Origin of the sequence: Candidatus Laterigemmans baculatus (assembly GCF_010367455.1) — a bacterium.
GTDB lineage: Bacteria > Planctomycetota > Planctomycetia > Pirellulales > Pirellulaceae > Laterigemmans > Laterigemmans baculatus.
In genome coordinates, this window is sequence record NZ_WRPR01000011.1 from 44,562 (window position 1) to 69,690 (window position 25,129).

Annotated in this window: 20 protein-coding genes and 1 pseudogene; 17 read left to right on the forward strand and 4 right to left on the reverse strand. The window is 64.9% G+C overall.

Going from position 1 to position 25,129, the window contains the following annotated elements; all coding sequences use genetic code 11:
• Positions 1-685 precede the first annotated feature (685 nt).
• The 4 genes and pseudogenes from GNK13_RS01830 to GNK13_RS01845 all read left to right on the forward strand — a co-directional run bounded on the left by GNK13_RS01830 (position 686) and on the right by GNK13_RS01845 (position 6,476).
• Positions 686-2,155 carry a sulfatase-like hydrolase/transferase gene (locus tag GNK13_RS01830; protein ID WP_164100734.1) on the forward strand — a complete coding sequence of 490 codons (1,470 nt, stop codon included), beginning with the start codon at positions 686-688 and terminating at the stop codon, positions 2,153-2,155.
• A gap of 17 nt (positions 2,156-2,172) precedes the next feature.
• Positions 2,173-4,041, forward strand: a pseudogene (locus GNK13_RS01835) (PSD1 and planctomycete cytochrome C domain-containing protein); the annotation flags it as partial.
• Positions 3,993-4,835 (forward strand): DUF1501 domain-containing protein, encoded by an 843-nt coding sequence (locus GNK13_RS21600; protein ID WP_390622484.1) that lies wholly within the window; start codon positions 3,993-3,995, stop codon positions 4,833-4,835. The pseudogene GNK13_RS01835 and the gene GNK13_RS21600, both read left to right, overlap by 49 nt.
• A 162-nt stretch (positions 4,836-4,997) precedes the next feature.
• Positions 4,998-6,476: a sulfatase family protein gene (locus tag GNK13_RS01845; protein WP_164100736.1), complete on the forward strand. Its 1,479-nt coding sequence runs from the start codon at positions 4,998-5,000 to the stop codon at positions 6,474-6,476.
• 189 nt (positions 6,477-6,665) lie between these two features.
• On the opposite strand, the gene GNK13_RS01850 is transcribed toward GNK13_RS01845, so the two are convergent.
• Together GNK13_RS01850 and GNK13_RS01855 are read right to left on the reverse strand one after the other, a co-directional pair.
• On the reverse strand, positions 6,666-6,968 hold the full coding sequence (locus GNK13_RS01850) for a hypothetical protein (protein WP_164100737.1): 303 nt from the start codon (positions 6,966-6,968) through the stop codon (positions 6,666-6,668).
• Positions 6,969-6,981: 13 nt separating this feature from the next.
• The gene (locus tag GNK13_RS01855) at positions 6,982-8,406 is read right to left on the reverse strand and encodes a YeiH family protein (protein WP_164100738.1); all 1,425 of its coding nucleotides are present in this window, start codon (positions 8,404-8,406) and stop codon (positions 6,982-6,984) included.
• 212 nt (positions 8,407-8,618) lie between these two features.
• On the opposite strand from GNK13_RS01855, the gene GNK13_RS01860 reads away from it, so the two are divergent.
• From GNK13_RS01860 to GNK13_RS01870, 3 genes are all read left to right on the forward strand, one after another.
• Positions 8,619-9,020 (forward strand): acyl-CoA thioesterase, encoded by a 402-nt coding sequence (locus GNK13_RS01860; RefSeq protein ID WP_235934717.1) that lies wholly within the window; start codon positions 8,619-8,621, stop codon positions 9,018-9,020.
• Positions 9,017-12,985 (forward strand): ATP-dependent RNA helicase HrpA, encoded by a 3,969-nt coding sequence (gene hrpA / locus GNK13_RS01865; protein ID WP_164100739.1) that lies wholly within the window; start codon positions 9,017-9,019, stop codon positions 12,983-12,985. Before GNK13_RS01860 ends, hrpA begins: the two co-directional genes overlap by 4 nt.
• Positions 12,986-13,304: 319 nt before the next feature.
• Positions 13,305-14,186 carry an SDR family oxidoreductase gene (locus tag GNK13_RS01870; RefSeq protein WP_235934718.1) on the forward strand — a complete coding sequence of 294 codons (882 nt, stop codon included), beginning with the start codon at positions 13,305-13,307 and terminating at the stop codon, positions 14,184-14,186.
• A gap of 176 nt (positions 14,187-14,362) precedes the next feature.
• On the opposite strand, the gene GNK13_RS01875 is transcribed toward GNK13_RS01870, so the two are convergent.
• Together GNK13_RS01875 and GNK13_RS01880 are read right to left on the reverse strand one after the other, a co-directional pair.
• A complete protein-coding gene (locus GNK13_RS01875) occupies positions 14,363-14,851 on the reverse strand; it encodes a YciE/YciF ferroxidase family protein (RefSeq protein ID WP_164100741.1) in 489 nt (162 codons plus the stop codon).
• 118 nt (positions 14,852-14,969) lie between these two features.
• A complete protein-coding gene (locus GNK13_RS01880) occupies positions 14,970-15,392 on the reverse strand; it encodes a hypothetical protein (RefSeq protein ID WP_164100742.1) in 423 nt (140 codons plus the stop codon).
• 278 nt (positions 15,393-15,670) lie between these two features.
• Between GNK13_RS01880 and GNK13_RS01885 the strand changes: the two genes are divergently transcribed.
• The 10 genes from GNK13_RS01885 to GNK13_RS01930 all read left to right on the forward strand — a co-directional run bounded on the left by GNK13_RS01885 (position 15,671) and on the right by GNK13_RS01930 (position 25,106).
• Positions 15,671-16,111, forward strand: coding sequence for a hypothetical protein (locus tag GNK13_RS01885; RefSeq protein WP_164100743.1), 441 nt, complete (start codon positions 15,671-15,673; stop codon positions 16,109-16,111).
• A gap of 141 nt (positions 16,112-16,252) precedes the next feature.
• A complete protein-coding gene (locus GNK13_RS01890) occupies positions 16,253-17,224 on the forward strand; it encodes a serine O-acetyltransferase (protein WP_164100744.1) in 972 nt (323 codons plus the stop codon).
• A 71-nt stretch (positions 17,225-17,295) separates the two neighbouring features.
• On the forward strand, positions 17,296-18,033 hold the full coding sequence (locus GNK13_RS01895) for a uracil-DNA glycosylase family protein (protein WP_164100745.1): 738 nt from the start codon (positions 17,296-17,298) through the stop codon (positions 18,031-18,033).
• Positions 18,030-19,238: a PA0069 family radical SAM protein gene (locus GNK13_RS01900; RefSeq protein ID WP_261345379.1), complete on the forward strand. Its 1,209-nt coding sequence runs from the start codon at positions 18,030-18,032 to the stop codon at positions 19,236-19,238. The genes GNK13_RS01895 and GNK13_RS01900 overlap by 4 nt, the downstream gene beginning before the upstream one ends.
• 3 nt (positions 19,239-19,241) lie before the next feature.
• Positions 19,242-19,931, forward strand: coding sequence for a hypothetical protein (locus GNK13_RS01905; RefSeq protein WP_164100746.1), 690 nt, complete (start codon positions 19,242-19,244; stop codon positions 19,929-19,931).
• A 187-nt stretch (positions 19,932-20,118) separates the two neighbouring features.
• Positions 20,119-21,579, forward strand: coding sequence for a sulfatase-like hydrolase/transferase (locus GNK13_RS01910; protein ID WP_164100747.1), 1,461 nt, complete (start codon positions 20,119-20,121; stop codon positions 21,577-21,579).
• Between the two features lie 60 nt (positions 21,580-21,639).
• On the forward strand, positions 21,640-22,380 hold the full coding sequence (locus tag GNK13_RS01915) for a 3-keto-disaccharide hydrolase (protein ID WP_164100748.1): 741 nt from the start codon (positions 21,640-21,642) through the stop codon (positions 22,378-22,380).
• A gap of 16 nt (positions 22,381-22,396) precedes the next feature.
• The gene (locus GNK13_RS01920; RefSeq protein ID WP_164100749.1) at positions 22,397-23,863 is read left to right on the forward strand and encodes a sulfatase family protein; all 1,467 of its coding nucleotides are present in this window, start codon (positions 22,397-22,399) and stop codon (positions 23,861-23,863) included.
• Between the two features lie 326 nt (positions 23,864-24,189).
• Entirely contained in the window at positions 24,190-24,627 is a 438-nt protein-coding gene (locus GNK13_RS01925) for a CsbD family protein (protein WP_164100750.1), read from the forward strand.
• A gap of 62 nt (positions 24,628-24,689) precedes the next feature.
• A complete protein-coding gene (locus GNK13_RS01930) occupies positions 24,690-25,106 on the forward strand; it encodes a hypothetical protein (protein ID WP_164100751.1) in 417 nt (138 codons plus the stop codon).
• The last annotated feature ends 23 nt before the right edge of the window (positions 25,107-25,129 follow it).

Here is a 25,129-nt window from a genome sequence, read left to right on the forward strand (position 1 = left end):
TTTCCCACTGTCTCTGTGAGGGCTGTGACCCCAAATGGGCTCTGTCTCCGTTAGGGCTGTGACCCCAAATGGGCTCTAACACCCTCAGGAAGGGGTCACAGCCCTGACGCCGGCGCCGAATTGCCCTCTTTTGCCATTTACCCCATTACCGACACGCTACCCAGTGTCTCCGTTAGGACTGCGCTCGTCTCAGGAAGGGGTCACAGCCCTTGCGCCCAGCCCCCGCACCCCAGCCCTAACAGCTTACCTATTATTACCACTCGCCCCACTGCAGGCACTTTACCCACTGTCTCCGTTAGGGCTGTGACCCCAAATGGGCTGAGCGGAGGTTTGTCTCGCCCTTTCAGGGCTTCCGGGTGTGAGGGACGCGCGTGCCCCAGGGCGTCGCTCTGCGGCTTCGCCGCGACGCTGTGCCCTGGGCTGGATTGTTGGGGCCCCTGCGGGGCGCGCTCAAAAGGGGCCACAGCCCTAACACCATCAGGAAGGGGTCACAGCCCTAACGCCGGCGCCGAACTTCCCCCCTTTTCCCATTTGCCCCATTACCGACACGCTACCCAGTGTCTCCGTTAGGGCTGTGACCCCCAATGGGGAACGGGGGAGAAAATGGTGGCGGGCGGGGGTTCGATTGGCGCATGATGGGGCGCCGGACGGGTTACTTCCTGGGCTTGAGTCGAGAGGAACAGCGATGCGAAAGCTGCAGGGGTTGGGTCGGATTTTGCTGTGCCTTGGCTGCTGGGCGGTTGCCGGGGTTGCACCGCATCGCAGCAGCGGAAGTGAGGCAGATGCCCCGAAATCGGAGTCCGGGAGCGAGCGGCCGCCAAACATCCTGTTTCTGCTGACCGACGACCAGCGGCCCGACACGGTCGCCGCGCTCGGCAACACAGTGATTAAGACACCCCACCTCGACTCCCTTGCTCGCCGCGGCACCGCCTTTACTCGCGCCACCTGCGCCCATCCGCTCTGCGTCCCCAGCCGCCCTGAGATCCTCACCGGCTGCACCGGCTTTCGCAACGGCGTCCACCCTCCGCACAACAAACCCGATCCGTCGCTCACGACTTGGCCTGCAGCGATGCAGGAGGCGGGGTACCACAGCTGGTGGGTTGGCAAATGGCATCTCGCCGGCCGCCCCACGACGCGTGGCTACTCCGAGAGCCTCGGTCTGTTCTCCTCCGGCGGCAGCCGTTTTCCGCTCGCCTACCCGCAGGACTATCGGGGCGAAGAGGTCACCGGCTACCGAGGCTGGATCTTTCAGAGCGACGACCGACAACTCCAGCCCGAACACGGCGTCGGCCTAACTCCGACGATCAACGCCCGGTTTGCCGATGCGGCGATCAAATTCCTCGCTCGCCGGTCACCGCAGCCCTTCTTCTTGCACGTCAACTTCACCGCCCCCCACGACCCGCTGCTCGTCCCCCCGGGCGACGAGAGCAAATACGATCCCGCCCAGATCCCGCTGCCAAACAACTTCCAACCGCAGCACCCCTTTGACCACGGCAACTTCGACGGCCGCGACGAACAGCTGCTCCCTTGGCCACGGACCGAAGAGATCGTCCGCCGCGATCTGGCAGCCTACTATGCCGTGATCTCCGATCTCGATGCCCAGATCGGCCGCATTCTCAAAGCGCTCGAACAGAACGGCCATGCCGACAACACGATCGTGATCTTTTCCAGCGACCACGGGCTGGCGATGGGCAGCCACGGTTTGCGGGGCAAACAGAATATGTACGAACACACCATCAATGTGCCGCTGATCTTTGCCGGTCCCGGGATCCCCGCAGGCGAAACCCGAGCCGCCCAGTGCTACCTGCGGGACCTTTTTCCAACCACCTGCGAACTCGCCGGGGTCCCCGTGCCCAAGTCGGTGCAGGGCAAGAGCCTCGTCCCGGTCCTCCACGGGCAAACCGACGAGATCTACCCCTTCATCGTCGGATACTTCGGCGACAGCCAACGGATGATTCGCACCGATCGGTGGAAGTACATCTGGTACCCGCAGATCAACCACGAGCAATTGTTCGACCTCCAGAACGACCGCGACGAGCTGCACAATTTGGCCGCTGCGCCCAGCCACACCCGCCGCCGTAGCGAGCTTCGCCAACAATTGCTCGACTGGCTCGGAGAGCACGACGACCCGCTGGCCACCACCAAAAACCCCTGAGCCCGAGGGAAGATGCCATGCGCACCACCGGTCGCCGCCACTTTCCGCTCCGCCGCATCGCCGGCGCATTGCTCCTCGCCGCAGCCAGCTTCACACTCACTCCGACTCTCCGAGCTGCCCCGCCAACCTCCACGCCTGACTCTCCCACAACTGAAACCCCCACAGCCGACGCCCCAGCCGCGACCATCGACTTCCAGCGCGACATCCGGCCGCTGCTGGCCGAGCATTGCTTCGAGTGCCACGGCCCCGACGAGGCGCAGCGACAGGCGGATCTGCGGCTCGACCTTCGCCAGGCAGCGGTCGCCGATTCCCGATCGTCCGCTTCGCAACCAGCCGTGATCGTCCCCGGCGAGCCCGAACAGAGTGAACTGTACCGGCGGGTCTCCACGCCCGAAGCAAGCGAACGGATGCCCCCTCCGGAAGCGGGCCAAGCGCTTCTCCCGGCGGAAGTGGAGCGGCTGCGGCAGTGGATCGCAGAAGGAGCTCAGTGGAACGAGCACTGGGCATTCGTTGCCCCCCGCCAACCGGTGACGCCCGAAGTCGCCGATGCAGACTGGCCGCGGAGCCCGCTCGACCGCTTCGTTCTCGAGAGACTCGAACAGTCTAATCTGCAGCCGGCTCCCGAAGCCGATCGCGCGGCCCTGATCCGCCGCGTGACGCTCGACCTGACTGGACTTCCGCCCACTCCCGCCGAGGTCGATGCGTTCCTGGCGGATTCCTCACCGCAGGCATACGAGCGGGTCGTCGATCGGTTGCTGGCCTCGCCAGCCTACGGCGAACGGATGGCGCTCGAGTGGCTCGATGCGGCTCGCTTCGCCGACTCCGGCGGCTACCAAGGAGACATCCTCCGCTCGATGTGGCCTTGGCGAGATTGGGTGATCGAAGCGTTCAACCGCAACCAGCCCTTCGACCACTTCACAATCGAACAACTCGCCGGCGACCTGCTGCCCGCTTCCCCACAGCAGCCACAGCCCACCCAGCAGCAACGAATCGCCACCGGCTTCAACCGCAACCATCGCATCAACGATGAAGACGGCATCATTCCCGAAGAGTTCCGCGTCGAGTACGTGGTCGACCGCGTCGAAACGACGGCGACGGTCTGGCTGGGGCTGACGCTCGGCTGCGCTCGCTGCCATTCGCACAAATACGACCCGATCTCCCAGACCGAGTTTTACGAGTTCTTCGCGTTCTTCAATAACATCGCCGAAGAGGGTCGCGGGCACGGCAACTCGCCGCCACTGTTGTCGCTGCCCGAAACGCCCCACGGCTCCACCTCGGTGATGGTGATGGAGGAGCTGGAGCAGCCGCGAACGACGCACCTGCTCATCCGCGGCGCGTACGACCGACCGGCCGAAGCGGTTTCACCTGGCATCCCCGCAGTCCTCCCGGCACTTCCGCCGAACGCCCCTCGCAATCGGCTGGGGCTTGCTCGCTGGCTGGTCGATCCCCAACATCCCCTGACCGCTCGGGTGACGGTCAATCGGTTCTGGCAGATGCTGTTTGGGACGGGACTGGTTGCGACACCAGAGGATTTTGGGATCCGCGGAGAACGGCCGAGCCACCCGGAGTTGCTCGATTTTCTCGCCCTCCAGTTCATCGACAGCGGCTGGGATGTGAAAGCGCTGCTGCGAGCGATCGTCACTTCGGCGACTTACCGACAGTCGACGCTGGGGAGCCCTGCAAGTTGGCAGCGGGATCCCGACAATCGGCTGTTGTCGCGAGGCCCCCGGTTCCGGCTCGCCGCCGAGCTGATCCGCGATCAAGCGCTGGCCGCCAGCGGTCTGCTGGTCCGGGAACAAGGCGGCCCATCGGTGCGGCCCTACCAACCGGCCGGACTGTGGAAAGAGCTCGCCTCGGCACACCCGGGAGCAGCGGGTTTCTTTCGCCGCACTACCAAGGAATCAAATTCCGCGGCGTCGGTGATCCGGTCATCCACCTCTCCAATCCGCCAGGCTTCGGCCCTGCCGACCGGAGGCGAATGCTCGACAGCGTGGCCCAGCTCAACCGGCTCAAGCACCAGCAGTGCCCCGACCCGGAGATCACCTCCCGCATCGCCCAGTACGAGCTGGCCTATCGGATGCAATCGTCCGTCCCCGAGTTGGCCGACTTATCGCAAGAATCGCAAGCGGTGCTCGACCTCTACGGCCCCGACGTCTTGCGGCGGGGCAGCTTTGCCTACAACTGCTTGCTCGCCCGCCGGCTCTGCGAGCGAGGGGTGCGGTTTGTCCAACTCTTCCACCGTGGATGGGACCAGCATCGCACCCTCCCGACCCAGCTCGCCGGCCAATGCCGCGACACCGATCAAGCCTCCGCCGCCCTGATCACGGATCTCAAACAGCGAGGGTTGCTCGACGATACGCTGGTCGTCTGGGGTGGCGAGTTCGGCCGCACCGTCTACTGCCAAGAAGAGCTCACCGCCAAGAGTTACGGCCGGGACCATCATCCTCGCTGCTTCACGATCTGGCTCGCCGGTGGCGGAGTGCGCCCTGGCATGACGCACGGAGCGACGGACGAATACAGCTACAACATCACGGAAAAACCGGTCAGCGTTCACGACCTGCATGCCACGATGCTCCACCTGCTGGGCATCGACCACCGCCAACTCACCTATCGCTATCAAGGCCGAGATTTCCGCCTGACCGACGTCTTCGGCAACGTTGTCGAAGAGGTCATCGCCTGAGTGCTGATGGGTTCCCTTTGATCCCATCAGCCGCCGGGCGCTAGCCCCCGGTTTCTGAAAAACGCCGCGACAACCGGACGCTAGCGCGTGGCGGCTGATCGTGCGAGAACCCAACACCTGCAACTCGCCGCAAAACGAACGCCTCAACCCAGAGAAACCCACATGAGAATCTCCACCGCCGGACCACTCCTATCCCTAATCCTAACCGCGATCCTCATCCCCACTCCCACCACTCCTGCTCAAACACCTCCTGCGGCAGACGAGACCCGGGACGCCAAACGTCCACCCAACGTCGTCTTCATCCTGACCGACAACCAGGGGGCGTGGACGCTGGGATGCTATGGCAACCCCGATATCCGCACGCCCCACATCGACCGTCTGGCGGCTGAGGGCATGCGGTTCACTCGCGCCCTGAGCAGCAATCCTGTCTGCTCACCCACGCGGGCGACCTTTCTCACCGGGCTGATGCCATCACAGCATGGCATCCACTCGTTCTTGGATCCCAAATACATGATGGGGCCCGAGGCTTATGACACGCTCGATGAGTTCCAGACGCTACCTGAAATCTTACGCGACGCGGGATACGTCTGCGGGCTGAGCGGAAAATGGCACCTCGGTGCCAACCTCACACCTTCCAACGGATTTAGTTTCTGGGTCACGAAACCCGATGGTTCCACGCGAGAATTTTACGACCAACAAGTGATCGAAGACGGAAAACTGCGGAACGAGGCGGGTTATACGACGGAACTTTGGACGCGCAAAGGCATCGAGTTCATCGAGCAAAACCAGGAGCGGCCGTTCTTTCTTTTCTTGGCTTACAACGGACCTTATAACCTCGGCCGCCTGATGGCGAACCCGCCCAAGAACCGGCACGCCGAGTACTATCGCGGCAAGGAATTTAAAAGCTTTCCCGTCGACACCATGCATCCTTGGCAAGACGCCAACAAATATTTTCACAACACCCAGACGGCGATGGAGCGTTGTGCGGCCGAGACGAGCGGAGTGGACGATGGCGTTGGCGAACTTATGGCAACGCTCGAGCGGTTAGGGATCGACGACGAGACGCTGATCGTCTACGCCGCCGATCAAGGCTGGATGGGCGGCCAGAACGGATTGTGGGGAATGGGGGATCATACTAAGCCAGTCACTGCTTTCGAGCTGATGATGCAAATCCCGCTCATCTTCCGTCATCCGGGCCGCATCGCTGCCGGACAGACGAGCGATCGAATGGTCAGCAACTACGACTTTATGCCCAGCCTGCTGAGCTACCTCGGACTCTCCGAGCGAATGCCCCAGCAACCCCCATCCCCTGGCCGTGACTTCTCGCCGATGCTCACCGGGACTAGATCACCGGAAGAGGAGACGGAGTGGGACGATACGGTCTTTTATGAGATGGAAGTTTGTCGCGCCGTGCGCAGCGAGCGATGGAAATACGTCAGCCGGCATCCCAACGGGCCTTATGAGCTGTACGACATGCAGAACGACCCGCAGGAGAGGGTGAATCTGTACGGTCAACCGGGCATGGAAACCGTCCGCAAGGAAATGGCCGAACAACTCGACGCCTTCTTCACTCGCTACGCCGACCCGAAGTACGACATCTGGAACGGGGGCGGCTCCAAAGCCAAGCGGCACACCAAGTAGGCTCGGACAGGGCCACTTTCTCACGCCGAATCGTCAGAACATCAGGAGTGCCCAGCAGTTCGTCCCACAGTCGTTTAACGGCAAGCCGAAGGCGACTGCTTTTTAAAACACAGTCGCCTTCGGCTTGCCGTTAAACGATTTTTCCGCGAGTCGTTCCGCTGCGAACGAATTCAGCGTGGCGTCGCGCAGCTACTCGCCCATGCGGATCGGCTCGACGGTCGGTTTGCCGTCGACGTAGACGAGCCGGACGCCGTCGATCGCTCCCATCTCGGTATAGAAGAGGGCGTCGGGGTGGATTCCCTGGGCACGATTGCGGTCGATGTGGCGACGTACCGCACGCTGCTGGCCGACGGCCGGCAGCACGAGCAGCCAAAGGAGGGCGATCGCCACGCAGCCAGCGGCGAAGAGGACGATGCCTCGGCGGTTGGGATGCTGTTCAGCTGAGCCGCGATAAGCGGACGCTAGCGTGTGGCGGCTGATGGGGCGAAACATTCGGGCGTTGCTCCTAGTCCATCGCGGCGACCCAGTGGGGGAACACCTGGGTGAACATCAGCCAGGCCATGAATAGGGTCAGGCAGAGGTTCAGCGATTGGCCGACGAGGTACAGGACGATCGGCTTCCCGCCGCGGAGCTGATGGGCCAGCATCCGAAAATTGGTTTCCAAACCGATGCTGACGAAGGCGAGACAGAAGAACCAGCCCCGCAAGGTTTTGGTGACGCCGGTGGTCGACGTGGCGAGCGCTTCTCCAAAGGTTCCCGATCCGGCCAGCAGCGAGAACAGGATCGAAGCGACGACGAACCCAATGATGAACCGCGGGAACCGCCGCCAGATTTCCGCGATTCCGGGACGCGGTCCGCGAATCTCACCGGCTCCAGCCGACGGCTCCAGCGCATGGGCCGCAGCGTCGACGTCTCGGTAGCGGACCCAGTACCAGGCGACTCCAAACGCGACCACGCCGATCAGGATGTTTTGGATCATCTTGACCGTCACGGCGACTTCCAGCGCGGTGCTGTCGAGCATCGATCCGGCCGCGGCCACCGCCCCGCTCGAATCGATCGTCCCGCCCATCCAGGCCCCACCGACAACGCTGCTCATCTCGGTCCAGCGAATCACCGCCGGCATGATCACCATCATCACCACGGTGAACATCAGCGACAGGCTGATCGCCAGCGAGAGTTCTTCTTTCTTCGCCCGGCACGCCGCCGCGGTGGCGATCGCCGCCGAGACGCCACAGACCGACATGTCGGCCGAGATCACCATGTTCAGGGTCGGCGATTCGATCCGCAGCACTCGCTGCCCAAACCAAAAAGTCGTGATCAGCACGATCGGGGTCACGACCCAGGCGACGCAGACCCCGGGCAATCCGAGCGCCATCAGCCGCCCAAACAGCACCTCCGCGCCGAGCAGCACCAGCCCGGTCTTGATGTAGAACTCGGTCAGCGACATCGAGGCCAGCCACCGCGGGGTGCCGACGGTGTTGCTGATCAACAGCCCGATGCCGAGCGCCCAGATCGCGTATTCGAGGTTGTAGTGCTTGACGACCGCCTGGCCGGCCAGCACGTAGGCGAGCGTGGCCAAGGCGAGCACGCCGAGCATCCCGGGCACGAAATGGTCCAGCCGGCGGCGGGCGGCTAGCGCCGCGGCCAACCCGGCGACGCCGAGCACCAGCCATGCGGCCACGATCCCGCTCCACCGGGTCATCCCCTCCAGCGGACTCGAATCCCACTCGCCCGGCTTCGAGATTTGCCCCTTCAGCGGATGCGTGAGCCCATCGGCCGTCATCTCTCCGGCGGCAGTTACGATCCCGAGCACCACCACCAGCAACCCCGCCCCGACCAGAATCGCCAGCCAGTCTTCTTTGATTCGCCACCGTGGAGCGGGAGCGAGTTCCGGTTCGGCTTGAGCTTCCGCCGCAGACATGTTGGCCATCGATTGAGGAGGGGTAGAGGGTGGGAAACGGCTTCACGCGGTGCGAAGTCGTTTGGAGCAGGGCAGGGGGAGCAGGCAGCGGTGCCGCCAAAATTATCTCCGCGGTATTATGTCGGTTCAGGTCTTGATTGCCACACCAATGAGCCCAGGCGAGGGTCCATGCACCGGCCCGCGCGCCCTTTCGAACCTTTCAGCCGCCGAACTGTCTATCAGTGATTCAAGAGCATCAGACGCAGCTCCGGGTACGGTACGACGAGACCGATCCGATGGGCTTTGTGCACCATTCGAACTACTTGCGCTACTTTGAGATCGGCCGCACCGAGCTGCTTCGCGCCAGCGGCGGGAGTTATCGCGCGATGGAAGCGGCGGGCCAATTGGTCGTTGTCGTGCGGATCGATTGCCGCTACCGCAGCCCCGCCAAGTACGACGACCTGATCACCGTCCACACCCGGATCGCCCGAGTGACGGCCGCCAAAATCATCCACGAGTATAAAATCCGCCGAGGCGATGAGCTGCTGGTCGAAGCCGACGTGACGTTGGCCGTGATCGACCGCGAGGGTCGTCTGCAGCGGGTCCCCGAGTCGCTGCTCGAAGCCTATCAGGCGAACCTGTGAACGTTCCCATCGACCGCAAATCCTCTGTCGATCCCGAGCAGCGCGCCCGCACCATCGAGTCGCTCGATCTGTCGGTTCCCGCTGAGCTGCCGATCGCCAACCACGCCGCAAAGATCGTCGAGCTGCTCCGCCAGCGGTCGACGATCGTCGTCTCGGGGGAAACCGGCAGCGGCAAAAGCACGCAGCTCCCCAAGCTGTGCCTGGCCGCCGGGCTCGGCCGCGGCGGCTTCATCGGCCATACCCAGCCGCGGCGGTTGGCGGCCCGCTCGATCGCCCACCGGCTGGCCGAGGAGCTCGGTTCGCCGCTCGGCGAGCACGTGGGCTTTAAGATCCGCTTTGCCGACCAGACGCAAGGCAAGACGCTCGTCAAACTGATGACCGACGGGATCCTGCTGGCCGAGACCCAGAGCGATCGCGATCTCGCAGCCTACGACGCGATCATCATCGACGAAGCGCACGAGCGGTCGCTGAACATCGACTTTCTGCTCGGCTACCTGCGGCGACTCCGCGAGCGACGTCCTCGGCTGCGGACGATCATCACCAGCGCCACGATCGATGCCGAGCGGTTCGCCGAGCACTTTGCCGACGACTCCGGTCCAGCTCCGATCGTCGTCGTCGAAGGGCGATCGTACCCGGTGGAGATCCGCCATCGACCGTGGGAAGAGGTCGGCAGCGTCGACGAGGAGGGACTGCCGCAGAACTACGACCTGGCCCGCCACGTCAACGGAGCGATCGACGAGCTGATGGCGGCCGGCTCTGGCGACATCCTGGTGTTCCTTCCGACCGAGCGGGACATCCGCGAAGTCTCCCACCGCACGGCCGGGCATTTCAAACGCCAAGGCCGCACCGGGTCGGTCGAGCTGTTGCCGCTCTACGCGCGGTTGCCGCAGAGCGAGCAGACGCGGATCTTCAACCCCTCGGGCAATACGCGGCGGATCGTGTTTGCGACCAACGTTGCCGAATCGTCGCTGACGGTTCCCGGAATCCGCTACGTCGTCGATTCGGGAACGGCCCGGATCAGCCGTTACAGCCCCCGCAGCAAGGTGCAGCGGTTGCCGATCGAGCCGGTCAGTCAGGCGAGCGCTCGCCAGCGTGCCGGGCGGTGCGGTCGCGTCGCGCCAGGGATCTGCATTCGGCTCTACAGCGAAGACGACTTCCTTAGCCGCGACGCCTACACGACGCCCGAAATCCGCCGCACCAACCTGGCCTCGGTGATCCTGCAGACCCACGTCTTGCGGCTCGGTGCGGTGGCCGACTTTCCCTTCCTCGATCCGCCTCGCCCCGAAGCGATCAGCGAAGGCTACCGGACGCTGTTCGAGATCGGAGCGATCGACGACCGCCGGCGGTTAACGCCCATCGGCCGCACGCTGGGACGGTTGCCAGTCGATCCCCGCGTCGGGCGGATCATCCTGGCGGCCGAAGCCAACGGCGTGCTTCCCGAAGTGCTGGTGATTGCCGCGGCGCTAGAGATCCAGGACCCCCGCGAACGGCCGCCGGAAAAGAAGCAAGCAGCCGACGAGGCTCAGGCGATCTTCCAGGATCCCTCGAGCGACTTCCTCAGCTATCTGCGGCTCTGGCAGTTCTACCAAACGCAGCGCGAGAACCTCAGCCGCAACCAGCTGCAGAAGGCTTGCCGCAGCCGCTTTCTGTCCCCCAACCGAATGCGCGAGTGGAGCGACGTCTACCGCCAGCTCCGCGAGATGACTCGCAGCCTCGGCCGCGGCAACAAAGCGGGCATCGGTCCGCCGCGGATCGAGATCGACCCGCAAGATTCCGCCGCAGGAATCGTCGACGAGGTTCGCTACGCGGCGATCCACCAATCGCTGCTCAGCGGCTTGCTCAGCGGAGTCGCGCAGGCGACGGAGAAGAACGAGTATCTCGGAGCCGGCGGGCTCAAGCTGTTCTTGTGGCCTGGCTCGGGAGTGTTTGGGGCGAAGCCGAAATGGATCGTGGCCGCCGAGTTGGTCGAGACGTCGCGGCAGTACGCCCGCTGCGTCGCCCGCATCCAACCGCAGTGGCTCGAGACGGTCGCGGCGCACTTGGTTCGCCGCAGCTACAGCGATCCGCACTGGAGCACCAAAGCGGGAGGCGCGTTCTGCTACGAGCGGGTCAGTCTGTTTGGGCTGCCGGTGGTGGTCCGCCGCCGCGTTCCCCTGGCTCCGATCGACCCGGACACGGCGCGGGCGCTGATGATCGAGCAGGGGCTGGTCGAGCGGCTGATGCCCACGCGGGCTCGCTGCGTCACCCATAACCGGCGGCTTTGCGACGCGATCGCCGACTTGGCCGCCAAGACGCGGCGGCGGGATTTGGTCGTCGATCCGTATGCGGTCCAGCGGTTTTACCACGAGCGGCTTCCGCAGGAAGTCGTCGACCGAGCGCGGCTCGAGCGCTGGGACCGCGATCAGCCGCCGCCCGACTGGGCCCGACAACTCGGCGGCGTCGCACAGCTGATCGAGTGGCTCGACCACCCGCCCACGCTGCCCGAAGCAGGTGAGGCGACGCCCTACATGCGGCCCGAGACGCTGATCGGTCAAGAAGAAGCAGCGATCTCGCCGCAAGCGTTCCCCGATTCGCTCGACCTCGGCGAAACCCGCTTGCCGCTCCGCTACCGGTACGAGCCGGGGGCGGCCGACGATGGCGTGACGGTGACGGTCCCGCAAGCCGCGCTGCCGCAAGTCTCCGACCACCGCCTCGGCTGGCTCGTCCCGGGATTGTTCGAGGACAAGCTGGTCGCCCTGATCAAGGCCCTCCCCAAGCGGATTCGCCGCAACCTGGTTCCCGCCGCCGACACCGCTCGCGAAGTGGCCCGCGAGCTCTCCGGGGCGGCTGGCGAAGTCCCCTTCATGCCGGCGGTCTGCCGAGCCCTTTCGGCGCGGGCCGAGATGCCGATCCGCGAGTCGGATTTCGACCAGGAAAAGCTGCCCGCGCACCTGCAGTTTCACATCCAAGTCGTCGACGATTCCGGGCAGCCGCTCGCCAGCGGGCGGTCGATCAGCGAGATTCGCACCCAGCTGAACCTCTCGCCCGCCGGCGACGCCGACGCGCCCGGAGAGGCGGGCGAGCTGCGAGACGAGGATCTCGACCGTGACGCAATGGTCACGTTCGATCTGGAAACGCTTCCCGAGGAAGTCATCCGCCGCCGTGGTGGAGTGCGCGTGGCGCAGTATCCAGCGCTGCTCGACCGCGGTGAAAACGTCGATGTGCGAGTGCTGGCCGATCGGGGTGCCGCCGAGCTCGCGACTCGCCGCGGGCTGATGCGGCTGTTCGCGATCGCCGAACGCAAAGAGATCCGCAGCCAAATCCGCTGGCTGCCCGACGTCGAACGCTCTCGGGTGCTGATGGCGCACGCCCTCCCGCCGGGAACGTTTGAAGCCAATCTCGGCGACCTGATCGCCCGCCGCGCGTTTGTCGACGGCGAGCCGATCGTCCGCACGGCCGAGGTTTTTGCCGCGCGGCGCGGAGAGCGTGGCCGGCGGATCGCTGAGGCGACCCAGGACATCGCCGCCTGGTTGCCCCAGCTGGCCACTGCGATTCACACCGTCCGCAGCTCACTCGAATCGGCCAAAGGTCCCGCGTTCCAAGGGCTGGTCGAGGACGTGCGTGGGCAGATCGATCGGCTGCTCGCGGCCGACTTCCTGCAGCGGACGCCGTGGGAATGGCTCCAGCACTATCCCCGCTACTTCCAAGCGATCGAATACCGCTTCGACAAGTTCCGCAGCGGAGCGATGGCCCGCGATGCCGAGCTCACGCAGTCGGTCACGGGGCTCTGGCAGCAGTACGAAGCGCTCGCTGGGGCGGGTGGCGCGGAGGAGCGGAGCCAAGCGGCGGCGGTGGAGGAGCTGCGGTGGATGCTCGAAGAGCTGCGGGTGAGTCTGTTCGCCCAGCCGCTCGGGACCTCGATCAAGGTCTCGCCGCAACGGATCGAAAAGCAGATGCAAAAGATCGCCCAAGCCGGCCACGGCTGAGATAGTCGGAGCACCTTTCTTCGATCAGCCGCCGGGCGCTAGCCCGAATTAATCATCAGCCGCCGGGCGCTAGCCCCCGGTTCCTTTCGCTCCGCTTGAGCCGACGGCGCTAGCCGCGGGTTCCGTCGCGCTATCGAAAGGATCGAACTCGGGATGGGATGCCGCTGCAGCGCGACGTTTTCTCGCAGTCCAAACCGCATGGGGCCCGAGGCTAGCGCCTACGGCTCAACGGGCTAATCCCGCCAGGCCCCCTGACGGGCGGCACGGTGATTGCTTTGCTCGGCGCTCGTTCCTACCTTCCCCCCCAAGGATGACCGAGATGCCGACTCCGCAAGATCCCCGCACGCTCTACCCCCAGCCCCCGTTCAAGGACCAACAGCCGTTCGAAATGCCGGGCTCGAGCCAGGAGATGCGGCCGAAGCCCGACCACGGCGAAGCGTCGTACCAGGGGACCGGTAAGCTCTCGGGGATGACCGCGCTGATCACCGGGGCCGACAGCGGCATTGGGCGGGCCGTCGCGCTGGCCTATGCGCGGGAAGGCGCTCAAGTCGCGTTCAATTACCTCTGCGAACACGAGGACGCCAAGGAGACCGAGCGGCTGATTCGCGACGCCGGAGGTGAACCGCTGGTGGTCCCGGGCGATTTGCGCGAGGAGGCGTTTTGCCAGGAACTGGTCGACAAAGTCTTTGACCGCTTCGGGCGGCTCGACATCCTGGTCAACAACGCCGCCTACCAAGAGACACGGGAGTCGATCGATGAGTGGTCGACCGAAGTGCTCGACCGGATCATCCGCACGAACATCTATGGCCCGTTCTGGCTGTGCCGCGAAGCATTGCCCAAGATGAAGCCCGGCGGCAGCATCATCAACACCGTCTCGATCCAAAGCTACGAACCGTCGCCAAACCTGCTGCCCTATTCGCTGACCAAATCCGCCTTGGCCGGGTTTACCAAAGGCGTGGCCAAGCTGGCGATGGAGCAGGGAGTACGGGTCAACGCGGTGGCTCCCGGTCCGGTCTGGACGCCGCTGATCCCGGGGTCGATGCCACTCGAGAAGATCCAGAATTTCGGCAGCAACACGCTCTTCAAACGACCGGCCCAGCCAGCCGAACTGGCTCCGTTGTACGTCTGGTTGGCCTCGCCCGAAGCCAGCTACGTCACCGCTGAAGTCTTCGGTGCCACCGGCGGCCGGACGCCGGTGTGAGGAGGGGGAGAAGGGGTTTGCCTCTCCGGAATCGCACCAATCAGCCGCCACGCGCTAGCGTCCGGTTCCTCCGTCGTCGCACCAATCAGCCGCCACGCGCTAGCGTCCGGTTCTCGCGGCGTTTTCGGGAACCGGGGGCTAGCGCCCGGCGGCTGATGAGCCGAGAAACCACAGCCTTACGCCAAGGCCGCCTGGTTGATCTTGGTGCTCAGCTTGGTCAGCTTCTTGTCGGTCGCCTCTTCTTCGCTGAGGTTTTGTTTGAGCAACTCGAGGGCCTTGTCGTAGCCGAGGCATTTGGCCCAGGTGCAGAGCGTGCCGTAGGTGGCGATCTCGTAGTGCTCGACCTTTTGCGCGCAAGCGATCATCACGGCGTCGAGGACTTCCGAAGCATCCGCCTCCTTGATCATCTCTTCGGTCTCTTCGACCAGCCCGGCCATCGCTTCGCACTTTTGGGAGCGGGCCGCTTTGCCGGTATCTTCAAAGGCTTGCTCGACGCGTTCGATCTGATGCTTGGTTTCCTCGAGATGCTTTTCGAACGCTTCCCGCAGCTGCGGGCTGCTAGCCTTCTTGGCCATTTTCGGCAGCGCCTTGGTCAGCTGGCGCTCGGCGCTGAGGACGTCGCGGAGTTCATCGTAGAAGGCATCGGCCAAGTTTTCTAAAGACATCGCTCTCTCCGGTGGGGAGGCTTGAAGAATGGAAACCGCCGGGCGACACACCCGTGCCGACTGGCCTGGAACGGCGACGGTTTGCAACTCGCATGCCAGCGGCCGAGCCAGTCGCGGCTCAGCGGGGCAGGGGGGCCGGCAGAGCGGTCGAGGCGATCACGGCGACCGAGGGCAGGTGCACGCCCCGCTTGGCGGCTTCGAACCGCAGCGCCCGTTCAAAATAGGGGAACGGATAGCCGGGGTTGCGGCGCTGCGAGTAGCGCATCAGGGCCAGCACCAAGCGGCGGTCGAGTTGGCCGTGGTCGACCGAGACTTCCACGCGGCGGAGGAATTCTTGCTGCTCGAATGCCGTCGCTCGCAGATTGTTCGTCAGCGTTTGCCGCAGGGTGGGCAGTCGCACGCCGCCCGGTGCCGGCACGTCGGAGCCGACCTCGGGGGCAAAGCCCAGCGGAGCGGCCGGACCGATCTGAGCCTCGGCGGTGGCTGCGGTGGCGACGAGCAGGGCGAGCGAGACGAGGCAAGCGAGAGCCGCGGATGGCATAGCACTGGCTTTGGGTAAGAAGGGGGCGGTGATTCAGAAGCGGCGGGGCGCTGTTACCACTCCCCGCCTCAGCGACGCAAGAGCGGAAACGTATGCCGAAGTGTCCAGGCAAACTGGGCAATCTTTGCCAGGCCGACTTTCGCGTCTTGGTTCCGGTTGAACCGATTCTCTGGTTACTCGCGAATCCTCCGGCCGATGGTCTTTCCCGGGCGACGGTTCCAGCCGGTGACGCCTGTCTCGAACCATCTGTCAGTCTCCCGTAGAAGGACCTACTCCCGATGAAACGCATCACTCTGCTCGCGGCGGCAGCGCTGCTTCTGACCGGCAGCCTGGGCTGCCACTCCAATGGCTGCAAGACGTGCGGTCCGCACGCCGGTGGTGGCGGAGTGCTGGGTCACGGGCACCTCGGTCAAGGGCACCTCGGGCATGGGCATGCCCACGGAGGCTGCAACGTGGCCACCGGCTGTCGCGCCTGCAAGCTCGGTTGGCAGCACGGCGGCTTGGATTACTCCGAAGGTTTGGCGACCCATCATCCCGGGCACTCGTTCCCCGGTGGGCAGTCGGCTCCTTACGGGGGCGGACGACTGGGCCACCACGGGGCTCCGGTCGGCCAGTACGGACCGGCTGGACCTCCGACCGGCGCGGTCGCCTATCCCTACTACACGACCCGCGGGCCTCGCGACTTTCTGCTCGACAATCCTCCTTCGATCGGCCGCTAGACTCGGCAGCGCGGAGGATTCCTTCTGCCGCCGCCGTGGGCTCGGCCCCGGCGGCTGGCTAAAATCGAGGCGTCTCGCGAGGGTGAGGCCCCAAATCGTCTTTGACTCCTTGGCCCCCACGGCTCTCTGGTCCGATCCGACATGGCGACCGACTTTCGCCTCAAGCAGCGTTTGCCCGAGCTAACCGAGCAGATCGTCCGCACCTATCGCCCCGACGATGGGTTGAACCACTTGGGACACTGCCCGCTGCCGAGCTACAACGCGGTGGTCGAGATTCTGCACAACCTGCGGGACGTCCTGTATCCCGGCTATCGCGGCCGAGTGGGATTGCACCAGGGGAATATCACCTACCATGTCGGCAATCTGGTCGACACGCTGCACGACGCGATGACCGTTCAGATCGGGCGGGCCCTGCAGCACGATCATCGGGTGCGGCAGACCCACGCCGACTGCGATTCGGCAGTCGACTTCGAAGCCAAGGGCCAAGCCATGGCGATCGAGCTGCTGACCCGCATCCCGCGGCTCCGCGAAGTCCTGGCGACCGACGTCCAAGCCGCTTTCGAAGGGGACCCGGCCTGCCAGACGACCGACGAGATCGTGTTCTGCTATCCGGGTTTCGAAGCGATCACGATCTACCGGATCGCCCATGAACTGGTCCAGCTCGGCGTCCCCTTCATCCCGCGGATGATGACCGAGTGGGCGCACAAGCAAACCGGGATCGACATCCACCCCGGAGCGACGATCGGCAACCACTTTTTCATCGATCACGGGACCGGCGTGGTGATCGGCGAGACCTGCCAGATCGGCAACCACGTGAAGCTCTACCAGGGCGTCACGCTCGGCGCGCTCAGCTTCCCCACCGATGCCGACGGCCACCTGATTCGGGGAACCAAGCGGCACCCGACGATCGAGGACCGCGTCGTCGTGTATGCCAACGCGACGATCCTAGGCGGACGGACGACGATCGGTCATGATGCGGTGATCGGCTCGAGCGTGTGGATCACGCGGAGCGTCTCCCCGTTGACGACCGTGACGCTGGAAAAACCCCAACTGCGGGTCCGAGGCTCCGCCGCCGAGAGCGATCTGAGCCCGGAGCTGAACTTCCAGATCTGAGTCGCCCCCTTCCTGCGAAGGTGCCCCTTCCTGCGAAGGGTCCCGTTTCTTTCCAAAGCCCCCGCGAGTCCTTGTCCCCTCCGGCTCCATCCTCTCCGCTCACCGCCGCAATCTCGGCCGCTCGCCGGCTCTCCGCCGCGGTCGATCGGCTCGTGTTCGCCCCGCCGGTCACGCACGTCTATAACCCGCTGGACTACGCCTGGAAGAACCACGAACAGTACCTGCGGTGGATGAACCCCCGCGGCACGCGGGTCTTGTTCCTGGGCATGAACCCCGGCCCCTGGGGCATGGCCCAGACCGGCGTTCCCTTCGGCCAAGTCGCCGCGGTCCGCGATTGGCTGCGGATCGATGGCCCAGTCGAGAAGCCGGCCCACGAACATCCCAAACGTCCCGTCGAAGGGCTCGGCTGCCAGCGAAGCGAAGTCTCCGGCGAGCGGCTGTGGGGGCTTTTCCGGAGCCGTTTCCCCGACCCCGCCGACTTTTTCGCCGAGCACTTTGTCGCCAACTACTGCCCGCTGGTGTTCATGGAGGACTCGGGGCGGAATCGGACTCCCGACAAGCTCCCAGCGAGCGAGCGAGCCCCCTTGGTCGCGGCCTGTGATGAACACTTAAAAACGCTCGTCACCGCTCTCGACCCCGAATGGTTGGTGGGCATCGGCGCCTACGCCGAAGCGTGTCTCGAGAGAGTCGCTGGCGAGGGCCGCAAGACGACGCGGATCCTCCACCCCAGCCCGGCGAGCCCAGCGGCCAACCGCGGCTGGGCCGAAGCGGCTACCGGTCAGCTGCAAGCCGCTGGGGTCTGGAAGTGAGCAACAAGCCGGCAATTGGGCAGCCGGCAGACGGGCAGCCGGCAGACGGGCAGCCGGCCGGTGGGCAGCCGGCCGGTGGGCAGCCGGCCGGTGGTAGGCGGTCCGAGGGTAACCGGGGAGCTGGCGGCCGCGGCGCCCGGGCCGACGTGCCGAACCGTTTCGAGCAGCTCCACCGCCAACCGGATCTTTCGGAGCTGGGCGAGGAAGACGCTCAGGAGCGGCTCGCGGCCCGCCCGCCGACGCTGTTCCTCAGCGACCGCAGCGTGAGTCTGATCAGCGAGAACCGCAGCCCCGACATTCCCTTTCGCTACAGCCTGAATCCTTACCGGGGCTGTGAACATGGCTGCAGTTACTGCTACGCCCGTCCGACGCACGAGTATCTGGGGATGTCGGCCGGGCTCGATTTCGAGACCAAGATCCTGGTCAAAGAGCAAGCGGTCCGGCTGCTGCTCGAGGAATTGGCCAAGCCGTCGTGGGAGCCCGCCCCGCTCACGCTCTCCGGCGTGACCGATCCCTACCAGCCCGCCGAGCGGCAGTGGCGACTGACGCGGGGGCTGCTGCAGGCGCTCTGCGATTGCCGGCACCCGGTCAGCCTGATCACGAAGAACGCGCTGATCGAGCGCGATCTCGATCTGCTCGCTGCGATGGCCGAAGACTCGCTCGTTCACGCGGCGATCAGCCTGACCACGCTCGACGCGCAGTTGGCGCGCGACATGGAGCCGCGGACGAGCACGCCCGAGGCTCGTCTGCGGGCCATCCGCAGCTTGACCGAAGCCGGGGTTCCGGTCCGTGTGATGGTCGCGCCGATCGTTCCTGGGCTGACCGATCACGAACTGCCGAGCCTGCTCGAGGCGGCCGCCGAAGCCGGTGCGTGCTGCGCGGGCTACACGCTGCTGCGGTTGCCTGGAGCGGTCGAGCCGGTGTTCAGAGAGTGGCTCGCCGAAGTCCGTCCCGAAGCTCACGACCGCGTGCTGGCGAAGATTCGCGAAGCTCGCGGGGGAGCACTGAACGACGCCACTTTTGGTCGGCGGATGCGCGGCAGCGGCGAGCGAGCAGCGCAGATCGGCAACCTCTTCAAACTCTTCTCGCGACAGTACGGGTTAGCCGACGAGCCGCCGCCACAGCGAACCGATCTGTTCGTCCGCCCAAGCCGTCCCGGGCGCGATCGAAGCCCAGCGGATGGGGGCCAACTGCGGCTGTTCTGACCCATGGAGCGAGTTCCCCGCAAAGTTCTCCTGATCCCCGGGCTGTTCTACCCGCGTTGGATGCTGCTGCCTCTCCGCTACACGCTGCGGAAGAAAGGTTTTGAGGCGGAGATTTGGGACACCACGGGAGTGGCCGCGCCGCTGCCGAAAATCGTTGCGGAACTGGTCGACGCAATTCGCGGCTTCGCCTCCCCAGCCCGGCAGCCCGATGGCATAGCCTGGCAACCCGATGGCATAGCCCGGCAGCCCGATGGCATAGCCCGGCAACCCGCTGGCGTCTCGCTCGTGACGCATTCCTTCGGCGACTGGTTGGCCCGCGCGGCCCTGGCCGAGATCGATGGCGATGGCGAGCGGCCGAGCGGCGTCGACCGGATTGTGTCGCTGGTCCCGGTGATCGCTCAGAGCCCGGCAGCCCAATTGGCCGCGCCGCTGTTTGGTCGCTGGCTGCCGCCGCTCGAAGCGATGTCCGACCCCAAGCGGGCCGCCCAGGGGCTGCCGCTGCCCGCGGGGATCGAGCGGAAGATCATTTGGGCCCGAGGCGATCTGCTGCTCCGCCGCGCTCCGCCCCAAACCGACGCGCGGACCCGCGAAGTCTATCTGTGGACGACCCATAATCTTCTGCTGGCCGACCCGCGGGTGCATCGCATGGTCGGCGAGTTCCTCCGCGATCCGCAGCCCTGTCAGAAACATTGAGCCGACGGCGCTAGCCGCGGGTTCTGCACGGCGGGGCGGCGAGGCCCGAGGCTAGCGCCTACGGCTCAAAGAACTGAATGCGACGGGGCTTCTAACAGACCCGAGCTTTCTTGCGGCGCGGCAAATGGGTTCTGGTAAAGTAGTCACTTCCCACCTGAGCCGCGATTTCTGTGGAGGCGCTCCCCCGATGCAATCTCTCCTTCTCGCTGGCATCCTCCCTGTGACGAACCGCGCGGTGTGGACAGCTCTGCTGGTCGTCTTCGGCGTCGTCTTGTCCGTGGGCACTCCCGGCAATGCGCGAGGCGAGGAAGCGGCGCCCGGGGAGGTGAAAGAGCAGGGGGCCAAAGATCCTCGCCCCAACATCTTGATCATCACCGCCGATAACCTCGGCTATGGCGATCTCGCGACTTACAACCGCGACTCCTCGATCCGAACGCCCGAGCTCGATCGCTTGGCGTCTCAAGGCGCGCGGTTGACGCAGTTCTATACCGCCTCGCCGACCTGCACCGTCTCCCGCGCTTGCCTGCTCACCGGCCGAATTCCCGAGCGCCACGGATTGGTCGATCAATTAGCCGGAGTCGAGGGAAATTATGGTGTGGGGTTGGATCAAGACGAAATCCTCATACCGCAAATGCTCAAGCAGGCGGCAACGCCCTACGCGACCGGGTGCTTTGGAAAATGGAATATTGGATTCGCCGAAGGGTCGCGGCCGACGGATCGCGGCTTTGATGAGTTTCTCGGCCACGCTTCGGGAAACATGGATTATTACCACCACCATTATCGCGACCGGCACGATCTCTATCAGGGCAGCAAAGAGCAGGGGATCAAAGAACTGTTCCGCGAAGGGACGTATGCCAGCGACTTGTTTGCCGACGCGGCGATCGAATTTATCGAGCGGAAGTCAAAACGTTCCGAGCCGTGGTTCGTCTATCTTCCCTTCAACGCTCCCCACTTTCCAACCGCGGGAAACAAACGCCCAGGTCAGGCGAATATCTGGCAGGCGCCCGAGTGGGCGTTGGCGGCGTACGGGCTGAGCCCCGACGAACCCGATCCCGCAAAGCGTTATGCGGCGGTCGTCACGGCGCTCGACGCAGCGATCGGACGAGTTCTCCAAGCGGTCGACGCGTCGGGGGAAGCGGAGCGGACGTTCGTCTTTTTCATGTCCGACAACGGGGCCTTTCGCTTGGACCGCGAAGGCCTCGACGTCGGTTCGAACGCGCCGCTCCGCAGCGGTGGCGTGACCTGCTGGGAGGGAGGATTGCGAGTCGTCGCCTTTGCCCGCTGGCCCGGACAAATCGCTGCCGGATCGGTCATCGAGGAACCGCTCTGGTCTCCCGACTTGATGGTCGCCTGCAGCGCATTGGCGGCTGCCCCGTTGCCGGAGGACCGCGTCTACGATGGCCGCAATCCGCTGCCGGTGCTCTGCGGCGAAGCGGAGTCCCCCCACCGCTCCCTCTATTTTCGCTACCGTAACCACGCCGCGCTGCGGAAGGGGGATTGGAAGATCGTCCGCGAGAAGCCGGCGGCTCCCTGGCAGCTATTCAATTTGGCTGCCGATCCCGCGGAGACGGCCGATCGGGCTCGGCAAGAGCCGGGGCGAGTCGCCGAGCTGACGGCCGCGTTTTCTCACTGGGAGGCGTCGTTCTGAATAAACTGTGGCGTCGGCCGGCTTTTGCATTTCTTGAACCTTGCATTTCCAGGTAGGACTATGACTCGAGTTGCGTTGTTTTCACTCGCCGCCCTGTTGCTCGCTCCGCCACTCTCGGCCGGAGCTGCCGAGGCGGAGCCCCCGGAGGGCTTTCGCTCGCTGTTCAATGGCGAAAACCTGGACGGGTGGTACGGCAACAATCCGCATGTGACCGTCAAAGCGAAAGACGCGAAAAAGTCGATCGAGGAGCAGCAAGCCGAATTCAAAGAGCACTGGAGCGTCGAGAACGGCGAGCTCGTCAACGATGGCCACGGACCCTATGCGACGACCGAGGAAGAGTTCGGGGACATCGAATTCCAGCTCGAATACAAGACGGTCGCCAAAGCCGACAGCGGCGTCTATCTCCGCGGCACGCCGCAAGTCCAGATCTGGGACACCACGGTCGAAGGGGGCAAGACCGGCCCGCCGCGACACGCCGAGCGGGGTTCCGGCGGGCTGTTCAACAACGCCGAGGACGCCCCGGGCAAACATCCGCTGGTGCACGCCGACAAACCGTTCGGCGAGTGGAACCAGCTGCGGATCCGCCAGGTCGGCAGCCGGACCTGGGTCTGGCTGAACGACAAGCTGGTCGTCGATGGTGCCGAGATGGCGAACTTCTGGGACCGCAGCAAGCCGCTGCCCGAGCGCGGACCGATCATGCTCCAGACGCATGGCGGCGAGATTCGCTGGCGGAACATTTTCGTTCGCGAGATTCCCAAAGACGAGGCGGCGAAGATCCTCTCCCAAGCGTCCGCTAGCTAAAACTCTGGAGCCCACGATGATTCGGCACTTCGCATCCTCGGCCTTCGCCCGATCCCTAGCTTTCGCCCTGCTCATCGCTCCGGGGCTGCAGGCAGCAGCTCCGGAGAAGGAGAGTTCGCAAGACGAGACTCGGGAAGCAGCCACCGCTCCGCGCCCCAACATCATCCTGGTGATGTGCGACAACCTCGGCTATGGCGACATCGAGCCGTTCGGTTCGACGCTGCACCGTACGCCGCATCTGAACCGGATGGCGCGGGAGGGAATGAAATTCACGCATTTCTATTCGGCCAGCGGCGTCTGCACGCCGAGCCGCGCGGCGCTGATGACCGGCTGCTATCCGCAGCGTGTGGGGATGCATGAGACCGACGGAATCGTGCTCCGTCCGGTCTCCCCGATCGGGCTCCATCCGGACGAAATCACGATCGCCGAAGTGCTCAAGCAGGCGGGTTATGCGACCGCCTGCATTGGCAAATGGCACCTCGGCGACCAGCCACCGTTCCTGCCGACGCAGCAGGGTTTCGACCACTACGTCGGGATTCCTTACAGCGACGACATGACGCCGCGGCCCGGCAAGAATTGGCCGCCGTTGCCGCTGATGCACAACGAGACGGTCGTCGAAGCGCCGGTCGATCGCGACCAGCTGACCCGGAAGCTGAACGAGGCGGCGGTCGAGTGGATCAAGGCTCACGCCGACGAGCCGTTCTTTCTGTACTACCCCGAAGCGATGCCCGGTTCGACTTCGGCTCCGTTCGCCAGCGAGCGGTTCAAGGGCAAGTCCCAAAACGGGCCCTGGGGCGATTCGATCGAAGAGCTCGACTGGTCGCTCGGCCGCCTGCTGGAAACGGTCGAGGAGTTGGGGATCGGCGAGAACACGCTGATCATCTGGACCTCCGACAACGGAGCACCGCGTCGCCAACCGCCGCAGGGCTCCAACAAGCCGCTCGGCGGCTGGGGCTACACGACGCAGGAGGGCGGCATGCGAGTTCCGTGCATCATGCGGTGGACCGGCCACGTGCCGGCCGGCGGCGAGCAGAGCGAGCTGGCGACGCTGATGGACCTGCTGCCGACATTTGCTCACCTCGCCGGCACCGAGCCTCCGGGCGACCGGATCATCGATGGCAAGGACATCCGCCCGCTGCTGACGCGGGTTTCGGCCGAGACGCCCCACGAGGCGTTTTACTACTACCACGTCGATCAGCTGCAAGCGGTCCGCTCGGGGCGGTGGAAGCTGCATCTGGCGATCGAGCCGGTTTCGCTCCAGCCGACCGCCAAACCGCAGACTCGCCCCGCCCAATTGTACGACGTGGTTGCCGATCCCGGCGAAACCACCAACCTGATTGCTCAGCATCCCGAGGTGGTCGCTCGACTGGAGAAGCTCGCCGAGCAGGCCCGCACCGATCTCGGCGACCACGGTCGGCCGGGTGCGCATCCGCGTCCCGCCGGGCGCGTTGCCGAGGCACAGCCGCAGGTGCTCGAGAACTAGAGCCGCGGTGCCAGGCATCGAGGCTCGTTGCGGGCGTCTCTGCGCCTGAGCCGTAGGCGCTAGCCTCGGGCCTCTTCGCTGCGCCTGAGCCGTAGGCGCTAGCCTCGGGCCTCTTCGCTGCGCCTGAGCCGTAGGCGCTAGCCTCGGGCCTCGCATCTGGCGATATGCTGCAGAACCCGCGGCTAGCGCCGTCGGCTCAAAATTCTCCGCTACCGATCTGCCAGCCGATTGCTGCTGGGCAGGTGCGGCACGGGAGTTGCTCTAGAAAATCGTTCGCTGGGTTGTCGGCTGAGCGGCACCACCTCCACGATCAGGGAACTCCATCCATGGTTTCGCGCGACGAGCTGAAGGGAAGATGGCATGAGGTCAAAGGCCGGTTGAAGGAGCAGTGGGACCAACTCTCCGAGGAAGATTTCAGCCGCATCGAGGGAGGGGCCGAGCGGCTGGTGGGGGCGATTCAGCAGAAGACCGGAGCGACGCGGCGGGAAGTCGAGTCGTTTCTCGAGCGATGCATGCAGGACGCCAGCGGGATGTCGGCACTGACGCGGGAGTACATCGATCAAGCGGCCGACGCGATGAGAGACGGTTACAAGCGGGCGGCCGACTCGACCGGCGAATTCTCCAAACGGCTCGGCGAGCGGGTCTCCCGAAAGCCCATCGAGTCGCTGGCAATCGCCCTGGCGATGGGTGCGGTTGTCGGCTGCATGTACGCGATGAGCCGTCGCGATTCCACGTCGCGCAGCGGACCCGTCCGGCGGGGCTAAAGACCTTCCGTCCCGCCATCTTTCTCGCTCCATCGCATCCCTCAGCGCCCGAGGCTCGCTCCGTGGCAACCACCGCTTCCCATCACGAATCGGCGATGATCCGCGAACGAATGCGGTCGATTCGCAACACGCTGCCAGCGCGCATGTACGAAGCGCGGTCCGAAGTCCGGCAGATGACGGACTGGAAACACCAAGCTGGCAAGCATCCGTGGTTGGTCTTTGGGGCGGTTGCCGCGGCGGGCTACTTCGTCGTGCCCTACAAGCGTCCCAAAGCTGAATCGGCCACCCTCAGCATGGCACAACTGGAAGACGGAACGCCGGTGGCGATCCGCGAGACGCCCGGAAAGACGACGGCCAAAGCCTCCCTGGCCTCGATGTTAGTCAGCACGATTACGACGTTTGCCTTGCGGACCGGAACCGGGCTGCTGGCCCAGAAGCTGAGCCAACGCTTCGATCCCGAAATGCGGTTCGGCCGCTAGCCCGCAAAAATCGCAGCGGGTGA